At 70.0% G+C, this 13,459-nt stretch carries 12 protein-coding genes; 8 read left to right on the forward strand and 4 right to left on the reverse strand.

Going from position 1 to position 13,459, the window contains the following annotated elements; translation table 11 throughout:
• Positions 1–69: 69 nt before the first annotated feature.
• Positions 70–897 carry an S-formylglutathione hydrolase gene (gene fghA, locus J2X20_RS11505; RefSeq protein ID WP_310264596.1) on the reverse strand — a complete coding sequence of 276 codons (828 nt, stop codon included), beginning with the start codon at positions 895–897 and terminating at the stop codon, positions 70–72.
• A gap of 29 nt (positions 898–926) precedes the next feature.
• Between fghA and J2X20_RS11510 the strand changes: the two genes are divergently transcribed.
• The 7 genes from J2X20_RS11510 to J2X20_RS11540 all read left to right on the forward strand — a co-directional run bounded on the left by J2X20_RS11510 (position 927) and on the right by J2X20_RS11540 (position 10,664).
• A complete protein-coding gene (locus J2X20_RS11510) occupies positions 927–2,162 on the forward strand; it encodes a multifunctional CCA addition/repair protein (RefSeq protein ID WP_310264600.1) in 1,236 nt (411 codons plus the stop codon).
• Between the two features lie 121 nt (positions 2,163–2,283).
• Positions 2,284–3,486 carry an efflux RND transporter periplasmic adaptor subunit gene (locus J2X20_RS11515; RefSeq protein ID WP_310264602.1) on the forward strand — a complete coding sequence of 401 codons (1,203 nt, stop codon included), beginning with the start codon at positions 2,284–2,286 and terminating at the stop codon, positions 3,484–3,486.
• 6 nt (positions 3,487–3,492) lie between these two features.
• The gene (locus J2X20_RS11520; RefSeq protein ID WP_310264604.1) at positions 3,493–6,648 is read left to right on the forward strand and encodes an efflux RND transporter permease subunit; all 3,156 of its coding nucleotides are present in this window, start codon (positions 3,493–3,495) and stop codon (positions 6,646–6,648) included.
• On the forward strand, positions 6,645–8,021 hold the full coding sequence (locus J2X20_RS11525) for an efflux transporter outer membrane subunit (protein ID WP_310264606.1): 1,377 nt from the start codon (positions 6,645–6,647) through the stop codon (positions 8,019–8,021). Before J2X20_RS11520 ends, J2X20_RS11525 begins: the two co-directional genes overlap by 4 nt.
• A gap of 5 nt (positions 8,022–8,026) precedes the next feature.
• A complete protein-coding gene (locus J2X20_RS11530; RefSeq protein WP_310264608.1) occupies positions 8,027–8,986 on the forward strand; it encodes an extracellular catalytic domain type 1 short-chain-length polyhydroxyalkanoate depolymerase in 960 nt (319 codons plus the stop codon).
• 83 nt (positions 8,987–9,069) lie between these two features.
• Positions 9,070–9,534, forward strand: coding sequence for a thioredoxin family protein (locus J2X20_RS11535; RefSeq protein ID WP_310264611.1), 465 nt, complete (start codon positions 9,070–9,072; stop codon positions 9,532–9,534).
• Positions 9,531–10,664, forward strand: a complete 1,134-nt coding sequence (locus tag J2X20_RS11540) for an MFS transporter (RefSeq protein WP_310264614.1) — start codon at positions 9,531–9,533, stop codon at positions 10,662–10,664. The genes J2X20_RS11535 and J2X20_RS11540 overlap by 4 nt, the downstream gene beginning before the upstream one ends.
• A 4-nt stretch (positions 10,665–10,668) precedes the next feature.
• Here J2X20_RS11540 and J2X20_RS11545 read toward each other — a convergent pair whose 3' ends face one another.
• Entirely contained in the window at positions 10,669–11,271 is a 603-nt protein-coding gene (locus J2X20_RS11545; protein WP_310264616.1) for a PEP-CTERM sorting domain-containing protein, read from the reverse strand.
• Between the two features lie 121 nt (positions 11,272–11,392).
• Positions 11,393–12,313, reverse strand: a complete 921-nt coding sequence (locus J2X20_RS11550) for a PEP-CTERM sorting domain-containing protein (protein ID WP_310264618.1) — start codon at positions 12,311–12,313, stop codon at positions 11,393–11,395.
• An 86-nt stretch (positions 12,314–12,399) separates the two neighbouring features.
• On the opposite strand from J2X20_RS11550, the gene J2X20_RS11555 reads away from it, so the two are divergent.
• Positions 12,400–13,137 (forward strand): hypothetical protein, encoded by a 738-nt coding sequence (locus J2X20_RS11555; RefSeq protein WP_310264619.1) that lies wholly within the window; start codon positions 12,400–12,402, stop codon positions 13,135–13,137.
• Positions 13,138–13,143: 6 nt separating this feature from the next.
• On the opposite strand, the gene J2X20_RS11560 is transcribed toward J2X20_RS11555, so the two are convergent.
• On the reverse strand, positions 13,144–13,359 hold the full coding sequence (locus J2X20_RS11560; protein WP_310264621.1) for a hypothetical protein: 216 nt from the start codon (positions 13,357–13,359) through the stop codon (positions 13,144–13,146).
• Positions 13,360–13,459 lie beyond the last annotated feature (100 nt).

Consider the following 13,459-nt stretch of genomic DNA (forward strand, 5'->3'; position numbering starts at 1 on the left):
ATTCAGCGGCAGCTTAGGTGGGAAGGTCGACGCCGGGGAGTGTGGCTTCCCACATCCATTGCAAAGAAGTTAGGGGAGCAGCTGGCCGGCGTGATGGCGCAGGTGGTCGTCGACGAAGCTGGCAATGAAGTAGTAGCCGTGGTCGTAGTCGGCTTGGCGGCGCAGGGTCAGCGGCTGGCCGACGGCCGCACAGGCGGCCTCGAAGGCCTCGGGGTGGAGCTGCTCGGCCAGGAATTTGTCGTTCAGGCCCTGGTCGATGAGGATGCCGCCGGGATAGGGTACGCCGGCCTGCTGGCGCATCAACTCACTGGCATCGTGGGCGGCCCAGGCGCTGCGGTCCTCGCCGAGATAACCGGTGAAGGCCTTCTGTCCCCAGGGGCATTGCATGGGCGCGCAGATGGGCGCAAAGGCCGACAGCGACGCGAAGCGGCCCGGATGGCGCAGCGCCAGGGTCAGCGCGCCATGGCCGCCCATGGAGTGGCCGAAGATGCCGGCGCGCTCGAGACCCGTCTCCCGCTGAACCAACGGCAGCAGCTCCTTCATCAGCCAGCTCTCCATGCGCCAATGCTTGGCCCAGGGCTCGCGGGTCGCATCGAGATAAAAGCCCGCGCCGACACCGAAGTCCCAGCTCTCGCTCTCGCCTGGCACGCCGGCGCCGCGCGGGCTGGTGTCGGGCATCAACAGGGCCAGGCCCAGCTCGGCCGCCACGGCCTGGGCGCCGGCCTTCATCGTGAAGGTCTCTTCCGTGCAGGTCAGCCCGGCCAGATAGACCAGCAGCGCCTTGGGCTCGGGCGGCGTGAAGAGGGCAAAGCGCATGGGCAGCCCGATCTCGGTCGAATCGTGCTGGTGAAAGCGCTGGGTGCCGCCAAAGGCGGCATGCTCGCTGAGGATCTTCATGCCGCAAGTGTGGCCGCAGAATGCGGGCGATGTCCAAGACCTTCCAGACCTATCTCGTCGGCGGCGCCGTGCGCGACCGCCTGCTGGGCCTGAGCGTGCAGGACCATGACTGGGTGGTCGTCGGCGCCTCGCCCCAGGACCTGCTGGACGCGGGCTACCAGCCGGTCGGCAAGGACTTCCCGGTCTTCCTGCACCCCAAGACCCATGAGGAAGTGGCCCTGGCCCGCACCGAGCGCAAGACGGCCGCCGGCTATCACGGCTTTGCCTTCCATGCGGCGCCCGACGTCACGCTGGAGCAGGACCTGGCCCGCCGCGACCTGACCATCAACGCCATGGCCGAGGACGAGAACGGCCACGTTATCGACCCCTACGGCGGGCAGCGCGACATCGCCGCCAAGGTGCTGCGCCACGTCTCACCGGCCTTCGCCGAGGACCCGGTGCGCATCCTGCGCCTGGCCCGCTTCGCGGCGCGCTTCTCCGACTTCACCGTGGCGCCTGAAACCGTAGCGCTGATGCGTGCCATGGTCGCCGCGGGCGAGGTCGACGCCCTGGTGGCCGAGCGCGTCTGGCAGGAGCTGTCGCGCGGCCTGATGGAGAACAAGCCCTCGCGCATGTTCGAGGTGCTGCGCGAGGCCGGCGCCCTGGCCAAGCTGATGCCCGAGGTGGAGGCGCTGTTCGGCGTACCCCAGCCCGAGGCCCATCATCCCGAGGTCGACACCGGCATCCACCTGCTGATGGTGCTGGACCAGTGCGCCCGGCTGAAGGCGCCGCTGACCGTGCGCTATGCCTGCCTCTGCCACGACCTCGGCAAGGGCACGACGCGCAAGGAAGAGCTGCCCCGCCACATCGCCCACGAGAAGCGCAGCGAGGACCTGGCCCGCAAGGTCAGCGCACGCTGGAAGGTGCCGTCGGATTGCAAGGAACTGGCCGAGCTGGTAGCCCGCGAGCACACCCATGTGCACCAGAGCCAGGGTTTCAGCGCCGAGGCGAGGCTGCGCCTGCTGGAACGCTGCGACGCCTGGCGCCGCCCCGACCGCTTTGCCGAGATGCTGTGGGCCTGCGAATGCGATGCCCGCGGCCGCCTGGGGCTGGAAGACCGCGACTACCCGCAGCGCGAGCGCTTGGCTGCAGACCTGGCCGCGACGCAGAAGGTCGACCTCGCCGCCGCCAGCGCCGAGGCCATCGCCCGCGGCGCCAAGGGGCCGGATATCGGCCGCGCCGTGCAGCGGGCGCGTCTGGCAGCCCTCAATGAGGCGGCAAGTTAGGGCTTTGCGTTGCTTCACCGGCGTGTAAGCGATTGCATGGCTACAGTCAGCGGTTTTGCTCCGGGCGCCCAAGCCGGCGCCGGGGCGGGCTGTCGAGAAGCAAGTCGAACAGGACGCAAAGATGAAGTTGGCATGGGGTAGCGGTGCTCGCCTGAGCACCTGGGCCGCACTGGTCGCCGGGCTGGGGTTGAGCGCTTGCGGCGGAGGCGACAGCAAGCCCGCAGCAGCCGCGCCGCCGCCGCCCGAGGTGGGCGTCGTCACCGTGGCACCCGGGCGGGCCGACCTGGCCGCCGAACTGCCCGGTCGGCTGGAAGCCTTCCGCGTGGCCCAGGTGCGTGCCCGCGCCGCCGGCATCCTGCAAAAGCGCCTCTTCACCGAAGGCAGCGACGTCAAGGCCGGCCAGGCCCTGTTCGAGATCGACCCGGCGCCCTACCGCGCCACGCTGTCCAGCGCCCAGGCCCAGCTCGCGCGCGCCGAAGCCAACCTGACCCAGGCCCAGTCCCTGGCCGACCGCTATGCACCGCTGGCAAAAACCCAGGCCGTCAGCGCTCAGGAGGCCCTGAACGCCCAGGCCGCCGCCATGCAGGCCAAGGCCGACGTGGCCGCCGGCAAGGCCGCCGTGCAGACGGCCCAGATCAACCTCGGCTACGCCGCCGTCACCTCACCCATCGCGGGCCGCATCGGCCGCGCCCTCGTCACCGAAGGCGCCCTGGTGGGCCAGGGCGAGGCCACGCCGCTGGCCATCGTGCAGCAGATCGACAAGCTCTACGTCAACTTCACGCAGTCGGCCGCCGAGGTCATGCGCCTGCGCCAGGCCCTGGCGGACGGCAAGCTGCAGCGCGCCGGCGGCACCGAGGCTGCCAAGGTGCAGGTGCTGCTGGAAGACGGCAGCGTCTACGCGCAAGCCGGCAGGCTGCTGTTCTCCGACCTCAGCGTGGATGCCGCCACCGGCCAGATCACGCTGCGCGCCGAGCTGCCCAACCCCAAGGGTCTGCTGCTGCCGGGCCTGTATGTGCGCGTGCGCCTGGCCCAGGCCGAGGTGGCCGACGGCGTCTGGCTGCCCCAGCAGGCCGTCGCCCGCGGCGCAACGGGCGAGACCGTGCTGGTCGTGGCCGAGGACGGCAGCGTCAGCGCGCGGCCCGTCAAGCTGGGCCCGGCCCAGGACGGCAAGGCCCTGGTGCTGAGCGGCCTGAAGGCCGGCGAGAAGGTCATCGTCGATGGGCTGCAGAAGGCCAAGGCTGGCGGCAAGGCACGCCCGGTGCCGTGGTCGCCCGCGGGCTCGGCCCCCGCCGCGGCTCCCGCTTCGGCCGCCTCCAAGGGCTGACCCCAGATGGCGCAGTTCTTCATCAACCGGCCCATCTTTGCCTGGGTCATCGCCCTCTTCATCACGGTCATCGGCGCCGTCGCGGTCACGCAGCTGCCGATCGCGCAATACCCGCCGGTGGCGCCGCCGTCCATCGTGCTGTCGGTGTCCTACCCCGGCGCCTCGGCCCAGACGCTGGAGGACTCGGTCATCAGCGTCATCGAGCGCGAGATGAACGGCTCGCCCGGCCTCATCTACATGGAGGCCGTGGCGCAAGCCGATGGCACCGGCTCCATCACGATGAGCTTCGACCCGGCCACCAACCCGGACCTGGCCCAGGTGGACGTGCAGAACCGCTACGCACGAGCCCAGCCGCGCCTGCCGCAGGCCGTCATCCAGCAGGGCGTGCGGGTCGACAAGGCCAACCCCAACTTCCTGCTCTTCATCATCCTGTCGAGCAACAACCCGGCCTTCGACCCCATCGCGCTGGGCGACTACGCCTCGCGCACCGTGCTGCCCGAGATCCAGCGCGTGCCCGGCGTCGGCCAGGGCCTGCTGTTCGGCACCGAGCGCGCCATGCGCATCTGGCTGGACCCGGCCAAGCTGGTCGGCTATCGCCTCGCACCCGCCGACGTGAATGCGGCCATCCAGGCCCAGAACGCCCAGGTCAGCTCCGGCTCCATCGGCGACCTGCCCAATGTGCCGGGCCAGCCGGTGGCGGCCACCGTCGTCGTGCGCGGCCAGCTCACCAGCGTCGAGCAGTTCGGCAACATCGTGCTGCGCGCCAGCCCCGATGGCTCCACCGTGCGCCTCAAGGACGTGGCCCGCATCGAGCTGGGCGCCGACAGCTATACCGGCCGCTCCACGCGCTTGAACGGCAACCCGTCGGTCGGCGTGGGCGTGCAACTCGCACCGTCGGCCAACGCACTGCAGACGGCCAAGCTCATCAAGCAGCGCCTGAAGCAGCTGGAGCCCTACTTTCCGGCCGGCGTGAAGGCCAGCATCCCCTACGACAGCTCGCTGTTCATCGACATCTCCATCTCGCAGGTCGTCGAGACCCTGGTCGAGGCCGTCGCGCTGGTCTTCCTGGTGATGTTCCTGTTCCTGCAGAACATCCGCTACACCGTCATCCCGACCCTGGTGGTGCCCATCGCGCTGCTGGGCAGCTTCGCCACGCTGCTGGCCCTGGGCTTCTCCATCAATGTGCTGACCATGTTCGGCATGGTGCTGGTCATCGGCATCGTCGTGGACGACGCCATCGTCGTGGTGGAGAACGTCGAGCGCATCATGAGCGAGGAGGGACTGTCCCCGCTCAAGGCCACGCGCAAGGCCATGAGCCAGATCTCCGGCGCCATCGTCGGCGTCACGGTGGTGCTGATCTCGGTGTTCGTGCCGCTGGCCTTCTTCAGCGGCTCCATCGGCAACATCTACCGCCAGTTCGCGGCGGTGATGGTCTCGGCGATCGCCTTCTCGGCCTTCCTGGCGCTGTCGCTGACGCCGGCCCTGTGCGCCACGCTGCTCAAGCCCGTCGAGGCCGGCCACCACCTGGAGAAGCGCGGCTTCTTCGGCTGGTTCAACCGCAGCTTCTCGCGCACCGCCAAGGGCTATGAGGGCTGGGTCGCCAGGTTCATCTACCGCGGCGGGCGCATGGCCATCGTCTATGTCGCCGTCATCGCGGCGGCCGTGCTGGTGTTCCAGAAGCTGCCGACCTCCTTCGTGCCCAATGAGGACCAGGGCAATATCCTCGTCAACATCCAGCTGCCGCCGGGCGCCACCCAGGCCCGCACGCTGGAAGTGGTCAAGCAGGTCGAGGGCTACATGCTGGCCCAGCCCGAAGTGGAGAGCATGGTCGGCGTCGTCGGCTTCAGCTTCTCGGGCGCGGGCCAGAACGCGGGCCTGGCCTTCGTCACGCTCAAGCCCTGGGACGAGCGCCACGGTGCCGAGCACTCGGCGCAAAGCCTGGCGGCCCGCGCCTTCGGAGCGATGAGCAAAGTGCGCGATGCCATCATCTTCCCGACCAGCCCGCCGCCCATCCGCGACCTGGGCCGGGCCAACGGCTTCGCCTTCCGCCTGCAGGACCGCAGCGGCCACACACGCGCCGAGCTGCTCGCCGCGCGCAACCAGTTGCTGGGCGCCGCGGCCAAGAACCCGCTGCTGAACGCCGTGCGCCCCGACGGCCTGGAAGATGCCGCCCAGCTGGAGCTCAGCATCGACCGCGACCGCGCCCAGGCCCTGGGCGTCAACATCGGCGCCGTCAACGCGGTGCTGGGTACCTCGCTGGGCTCCAGCTATGTGAACGACTTCCCCAACGCCGGCCGGCTGCAGCGCGTCATCGTGCAGGCCGACGCGCCGGCGCGCATGCAGCCGGAGGACCTCGGCCGGCTCAACGTCCTCAACAGCGCCGGCCAGCCGGTGCCGCTGAGCGCGTTCTCCACCAGCAAATGGATCACCGGCGCCATGCAGACGGTGCGCTACAACGGCTATTCGGCCGTGCGCATCCTGGGCGAGCCGGCCAAGGGCGTGTCCACCGGCGTGGCCATCGCCGAGATGGAGAAGATCGCGGCCACCCTGCCCGAGGGCTTCGGCTACGAATGGACCGGCCAGTCGCGCGAGGAAAAGCTCTCGGGCTCCACGGCCTTCATCCTGTTCGGCTTCTCGCTGCTGGCCGTCTTCCTGTGCCTGGCCGCGCTGTACGAGAGCTGGAGCATCCCGCTGGCCGTCGTCCTCGTCGTGCCGCTGGGCGTGCTGGGCGTGGTGCTCGGGGCCACCTTCCGCGGCCTGGAGAACGACGTCTATTTCAAGGTCGGCATGATCACCATCATCGGCCTGTCGGCCAAGAATGCGGTGCTCATCATCGAGTTCGCCAAGGACCTGCAGGCCCATGGCAGGAGCGTGTTCGACGCGGTGCGCGAAGCCGCCCACCTGCGCTTCCGCCCCATCATCATGACGTCGCTGGCCTTCATCCTCGGCGTGCTGCCGCTGGTGCTCGCCAGCGGCGCGGGCTCGGCCAGCCAGCGCGCGATCGGCACCGGCGTCATGGGCGGCATGATCTCGGCCACGATGCTGGCCGTGTTCTTCGTGCCGGTGTTCTTCGTCGTCGTGCGCAGGTTCTTCCCCGGCAGCGAACGCCAGCGCCGGCGCGATGCCCACGAGAAGGAAGAAGAGTCGGGGAGCCAGGCATGAAGACCTCTCTCACGCTGATCACCGCCGCAGCGCTGCTGGCCGCCTGCGCCGGCCCCGAGCCCAAGCGCCCGGCCGCTTCCGAAGCCGCCGCGGCCGCTGTGCCGCCAGCCTTCCCCCAAGCCGGCGGCCCGGGAGGCACCGCCGCCGCCGAGCTGCCCTGGGCCCAGGCCTTCAAGGGCGAGCGGCTGCAGAAGCTGATCCCGCTGGCCCTGGCCAACAACCGCGACCTGCGCATTGCGGCGCTGAACATCGAAACGGCCCGCGCCAGCGCCGCGGCCCGCGATGCCGACCTCTGGCCGACGGTCAATGCCGGCATCAGCGGCTCGCGCACACCAACGGCAGCCGGCGGCATCAACAGCGTCTACCAGGCCGGCCTGCAAGTCTCGGCTTATGAGCTGGACCTGTTCGGCCGCCTGCGTGGCCTGAGCGCTGCCGCTGCGGCGCAGGTGCTGGCGGCCCAGTCCAACCAGCAGGCCGTGCGCACGGCACTCGTCGCGGCCGTCGCCAATGCCGAGATCGCGCTGCAGGCCGACGAGGCCTTGCTGAAGATCACCCGCGACACCCTGGGCACGCGCGAGCAATCGCTGTCGCTGACCCGTCAGCGCTTTGACGGCGGCGTGTCCAGCGAGCTGGACCTGCGCTCGGCCGAGTCCTCCTGGCAGGCCGCCCGCGCCGTGCTGGCCCAGGCCCAGCGCCAGCGCCAGCTCGACGAAAACGCGCTCGCACTCTTGATCGGCGGCCCGCTGCCGGCCGACCTGCCCGCCCCCACCGGCGACCTGGCCGACTTCGAGCCCCTGGCGGAGCTGCCCGCCGGCCTGCCCAGCGAGGTGCTGACGCGCCGGCCCGACATCCGCCAGGCCGAGTTCCAGCTCGGTGCGAGCGATGCCAACATCAATGCCGCCCGCGCCGCCTTCTGGCCGCGCATCACGCTGACCGGCAGCGTCGGCACGGCCAGCGGCCATCTGTCGGACCTGTTCAAGAACTCGGCCTGGAGCTTTGCGCCGTCGCTGGTGCAGCCCCTCTTCGACGCTGGCCGCAACCGCGCCAACCTCAACAGCGCGCGGGCCTCGCGAGACATCGCGCTGGCCCAGTACGAGAAGGCCATCCAGACCGCCTTCCGCGAGGTGGCCGATGGCCTGGCCGGCCGCGCCACGCTGGCCGAGCAGCGCGCGGCGCTGGCCGCCCAGGTGGACGCCGAGACACGCCGGCTGAACGCGGCCGAGCAGCGCTACACCGCGGGCGTCTCCAGCGCCCTGGACCGGCTGGACGCGCAGCGCTCGCTGTTCGCAGCCCAGCAAACCCTGGTGCAGGTGCAGAGCCAGCGCGCCCAGAACCTCGTGGCGCTGTACCGCGCCCTGGGCGGCGGCGGTTGAAGCCCATGCGCAGCCTGCTGCTCGCCGTCGCGCTCGCCGCGCTGCTGCCGGCAGCGCAGGCTGAAGGGACGCTGCGCGAGCGCATCAAGGCGCGCATGGAACAGCGCCGCGCTGACAAGGGCGGCCTGCAGGAGCTGCAGGTCCAGGGCCGCAAGGCGCTGGTCCACCTGCCGGCGGGCTATGACGCCGCCCGGCCGGCACCTCTCGTGCTGGCCTTCCACGGCGGTGGCGGCCATGCCGAGTACATGGCCGACGACGAGAAATACGGCCTGCAGAAGAAGGCCGACGAGGCTGGCTTCGTGGTCGCCTTCCCGAACGGCTACAGCAAGCTGCCGGGCGGGAAGTTCGCCACCTGGAATGCCGGCGGCTGCTGCGGCGATGCGCGCGACAAGAACGTGGACGACGTGGCCTTTGCGCGCGCCGTCGTCGCGGCCGTCCAGGCGAAGTACAGCATCGACAGCCGGCGCGTCTTTGCCACCGGCATGTCCAATGGCGGCATGCTCAGCCACCGCCTGGCCTGCGAGGCCGCCGACGTCTTCCGCGCCGTGGCTTCTGTCGCCGGCACCGACGCCACCGCCAGCTGCACGCCCAGCAAGCCCATCTCCGTGCTGCACATCCATGCCAAGGATGACGACCATGTGCTCTTCAACGGCGGCGCCGGCGCGGGCGCCTTCCGCGACGAAAGCAAGGTCATGAGTTTTGTCTCCGTGCCCGAGACCCTCTCACGCTGGGTGCAGCGCGACCATTGCGCCATGCCACCGCAGCGCACGCTGGACAAGGCGGGCGCCTATTGCGAGACCTTCAGCGGCTGCGCCGGCGGCACCCAGGTGCAGCTCTGCGTCACCGACACCGGCGGCCATTCCTGGCCCGGCGCCTCCAGCGTGCGCCGTGGCAAGGAGGCGGCCTCCCAGGCGCTGGATGCCAACGACGTGATCTGGCGCTTCTTCGAACAGGCCTCCCGTTAGCCTGGTTTTATCCTGGCATTGGAATCGCTTCCAGTTTTCTTGCCTCAAACTGCGAAGCGTTTCCTGATCCGCACCCCACCACCATGCGTTTCCTGACCGCCTCCCTTCTCCTTGCCACCAGCCTCGCCGCCACGGCCGGCGGCCCGCCGGCCATCTATGACGAAGGCGTCGACGCCAAGGCCGCCATCAAGGCCACGCTGCCCGAGGCCGAGAAGGCCAAGGTCCCCGTCCTCGTCGTCTTCGGCGCCAACTGGTGCGGCGACTGCCGCATGCTGGACAACACCTTCAAGCATGGCCCCAGCGCCCCGCTGATCGCCAAGAGCTTCAAGGTCGTCAAGGTCGACGTCGGCCGCTTTGACCGCAATGTCGACATCGCCGAGGCCTACCGCGTGCCGCTGAAGAAGGGCATCCCCGCCGTCGCCGTGCTGTCGCCCCAGGGCAAGCTGCTCTACGCGACCGAGGGCGGCGAGCTGGCCGACGCCCGCAAGATGGGCGACCAGGGGGTCTACGACTTCTTTACCCGCATCAGCTCGACGACCGCCAAGTGAGTTCCGTCGTCGGCGCGTCGCGCGCGCTGCGCGCGCAGTTCTTCGTGCTCGGCGTCATGTTCGCGACCTGGGGCGTCCATGTGCCCACCGTCAAGGGCCATTACGGCCTGGGCGAGCAGGCCCTGGCCATCGCCATGCTGGCCGGCGGCGTCGGCGCCCTGATGGCCCTGGCCCAGGCCGGCCGTGTCGTCGGCCGCTGGGGGCCGCGCGCGGTGTCCGCGGTGATGGGCGTGGCCTGTTGCGCCTCCATTGCCTGCCTGCTGGCGGGATCGGCCTACACGGCCCTGCTGGCCGTCATGCTGCTGTTCGGCATCACCGGCAGCCTGGTCGACGTCGCCATCAACACCGAGGCCACCGAGATCGAGCGCCTGGCGGCCAGGCCGCTGATGAGCGGCTTCCACGGCATGTTCAGCCTGGGCGGCATGGCGGGTGCCAGCCTGGGCAGCGCCGCGCCGGCGCTGGGCCTGTCGCCACAGGCCCATCTGCTGGTGGCCACCGGCATCGGTGCCGTCGTCGTGCTCGTGGGCAGCCGCGCCATGCTGCCCGTGCCCGAGAAGGCGGCAGAGGAAAAGCATCCTCTCAGCTTGCCGCGCGGACCGCTGCTGCTGCTGGGCGTGCTGGCGTCCATGGGCCTGATCGCCGAGGGCGCGATGTACGACTGGAGCGTGCTCTTCATGAAGCAGGAGCGCGCCAGCGAGGCCAGCACTGCGGCCCTGGCCTATGCCAGCTTCAGCGGCGCGATGGCCGTGGGCCGCTTCGCCGGCGACTGGGTGCGGGCCCGTCTCACGCCGCCCAGGCTGATGCGCGCCAGCGGCGTTCTCGGCGCCGCCGGCATGGCGCTGGCGTTGGCCGTGCCCTCGCCGGCCGTCGCCCTGATCGGCTTCGCCCTGGTCGGCCTGGGCCTGTCCAACGTCGTGCCGGTGCTGTTCAGCGCCGCTTCGCAAGTCCCTGGCGTGTCATCGGCCCACGGCATCGCGGCCGTGTCCGGCGTGGGCTATCTCGGCATGATGGCCGGCCCACCGCTGATCGGCCTGATCGCCGAGCATGCCTCGCTGAGCGCGGGCCTGTGGGTGGTGGTGGTCTTCGCCGCCTTCATGGCGATGACGGCGAAGCGGGCACTGCGGAACTGAGCGCTCAGCGGCTGGAGCGCCGGCGCGCCGCGCCGACACCCGCCAGCGCGATCGCGACCAGGGCCAGGGCCGCCGGCTCGGGCAGGCGGGCTGCGGCCTGCGGGTTGGCGAGTTCCAGATTGATGGGCTGGGCGCCGCCGCCTGCCATCAGGGCGCTCCACTTCATCGTGCCGTCGGTGACGTTGACGGTCGACGTGCCGGACCAGCCGATGAAATCGCCCAGCGTTGCCGGCGACCAGCCGGGCAGCACCACGCTGTTGGCGCCGACGGCCAGCGTCGGGCCGTTGTGGCCACCTGAGCTCTCGGTGACGGTGGTGATGGGCGCGGCGAACGAGGTGGTCGTCCACGACAGGCCGCCCGAGGCGCTGCCATTGGTGTCAAACAGGCTGGGCGCGCTGAGGCCGCTTTCGCCAAAGATGATCCAGTCCCACTGCTGACCGGCAGACCAGCTGCCGTCATGGTTGTCCAGGGTCAGCCTGAAGTCATAGCCATACAGGCCGCCGGCCAGGGCCGACTTGGTGTAGGTCAGCGTCAAGGGCGCCGCGGCAGCGGAGGCGGCTGCGGTGGCGAGGGCGGCGGCGAATGCGAACTTCTTCAGTGACTTCATGACTCAGGCTCGTGGGTGATGGCCGCGGACTGTAGGGACGCCCGCGCAAATCCCGTCCCCCCGGCCTGCAGGGGCGCGGCCGCCAAAACGTGCGGCATTTCTCGAACGCGTGGCGCGCGCGTCAGTGCGGCGTGCGCAATTGCCGGGAGGCGACCGCCTGCGCCGCCTCGATCTGGGCCGCTGTCAGCCCCAGGTCCCGGCCGGCAGCACGCGCGCCGCCCAGGCTCGCGGGGTCCAGGCCGCTCAGGCGTCCGAAGATCACCAGAGCCTCGAGATAGCTGCCCCAGGCGCTGAGGTGATAGCTGTCGTCGCCCCAGAGATTGGATTTGCCGGCGTCGATGCCGTCATAAGGGTTGCGGTCGGCCACGCCCTCCAGCACCGCGCGCAGGGCCGCGTCGCCCACCGGCAGCACGCCGGCGATGCAGGCGGCCCGCGCCATGGCCTGCGCATAGGCCGCATGCAGATCGCCCTGCATGGCCTCCAGCGTCCTGCCGGCCCAGCGGCCACCGGGCGTGCGGTAGACCTGATCGGCCCTCGCCCAGGTCTCCAGCAGATAGACGCGCGCGGCGGGGTTCACGCCGTGTACCGCGGCCTCCAGCCGGCCTGCCGCGGCGATGAAGGTCGTCGCGTCGCCGGGCCGCTGCGGGCTCAGCGTGCTGTATTCCTGCAGCACGACGATGTCCCAGGGCCGGCTGGTGAGCAGGGCGCGCTTGTCGTTGAGATGGAACTGCAGCGTCTGGCCGCTGACCAGTTCGCTGGCCACCTCGACATGCAGGCCGGCGTCATCGGCCAGCTGCTTGAAAACGCCCGGCACGCCGCCATAGCCGGTGCCGTTCAGGTCGGTCACGCGGGCCGCGTTGTAGTACAGCACCGGCGGCATATGGCCGTGCAGAAAGCTGTTGCCGACGAAGAGGATGCGGTGCGGTGATTGAGCGCTTGCCGCCGGCAGCGGCGTGCGGTCACAAGCCGCGGCGACCGGGGTGGCAGCGGCGAGCAAAAGCAGGGGCAGCAGCAAAGGCAAGCGGTGGCGCGCGCGGGTCATCCGCAGAGTATGGCCAGGAACGGAAACCGCCGATCGATGCACGGCTGGTACGCTGAACTCATCCCGTCCTCGAAAGGCAATCACCCATGACCACGCGTTCTGAACCGCGGTTGCCGGATTCCGGGGTCGTGGCGCATCCCCACCGCTTCACGCTGCAGGGCAGCCCCGGCTCGCTGAGCTTTCCGCCGCTTTGCCCCAATTGCGGCAACTCGGCAGCGGCCGAGATCGAGTACGCCAAGGTTTTCCAGCGGACTCACAGCGACGCACCGACGGAGCACATCGTGACCAGCGTGCGCGTTCCCCTCTGCGCCACCTGCGCGGCGGTCCATCACGAACAGGCCGCTCCTGCGGGCCGACTGTCGCGGGTGCTCTCAAGCTTTGCCACCGGTGAGATGCTGGGCGCCGTGATGCCGGCGATCGCCGCGTTGTTCGTGGTCTATCTGACGCTGAAGCAATTGTTCAAGGGCCGCTTCGATGTGGCGGGCGTCCTCATCGCGTTGGCGGCCTTTTTTGCCTTGATCGCCTGGTCGCAGCGCCGCCACGTCTGGCGCGCGACCGAGCATCTTCGGGTCGCCCCGCCGACCGAGATGACCACGGCCTTTGATTTCAGCGACGACATCGCCCCGGCTTTCGAGCCGCCTCGCTTCGTCTGCACGATGCGAAATGAGCGCTTCGCCAAGGACTTCATCACGCTCAATCGCCAGCTCGAATACCGTGCCGACAGTCCAAGCGCAGTCGCTGATCGCGAGAAGGCCAACCGCACCCTGTGGCTGGTCGGCGCCGTGGTGGTGGCGCTCGCGCTGCTCGGCTACCTCTTGGGATGAACCCGGCTAACGCTTGGTCTTGCGCCTGGCAGGCGGCTTGGGATGACCGGTCAGCGCGCCCGTCCAGAAGCTCATCACGTCCTGCGTCGCCTGCGTGATTGCGGCCTGGGACTGGCGCTTGGCGCTGGCGGCTATCTGCCCGCGCGCGCTGCCGGCTGCCGAGTTCGCGGCGCTCAGCCACATGCTCATGAAAGGGTTCTTCTTCAGCCAAGGGTTGGACATGATGTTTCTCCGGTTGCCCCCATCGTGGCCCACGCGGCCGCCCCGCAGCGTAGGCGTGCAGGCGGTTGTCCTACAGGTGCAGCGCTCGTCTGGATGCATG

The organism is Roseateles saccharophilus (assembly GCF_031458095.1).
Taxonomy (GTDB): domain Bacteria; phylum Pseudomonadota; class Gammaproteobacteria; order Burkholderiales; family Burkholderiaceae_C; genus Pelomonas; species Pelomonas saccharophila_A.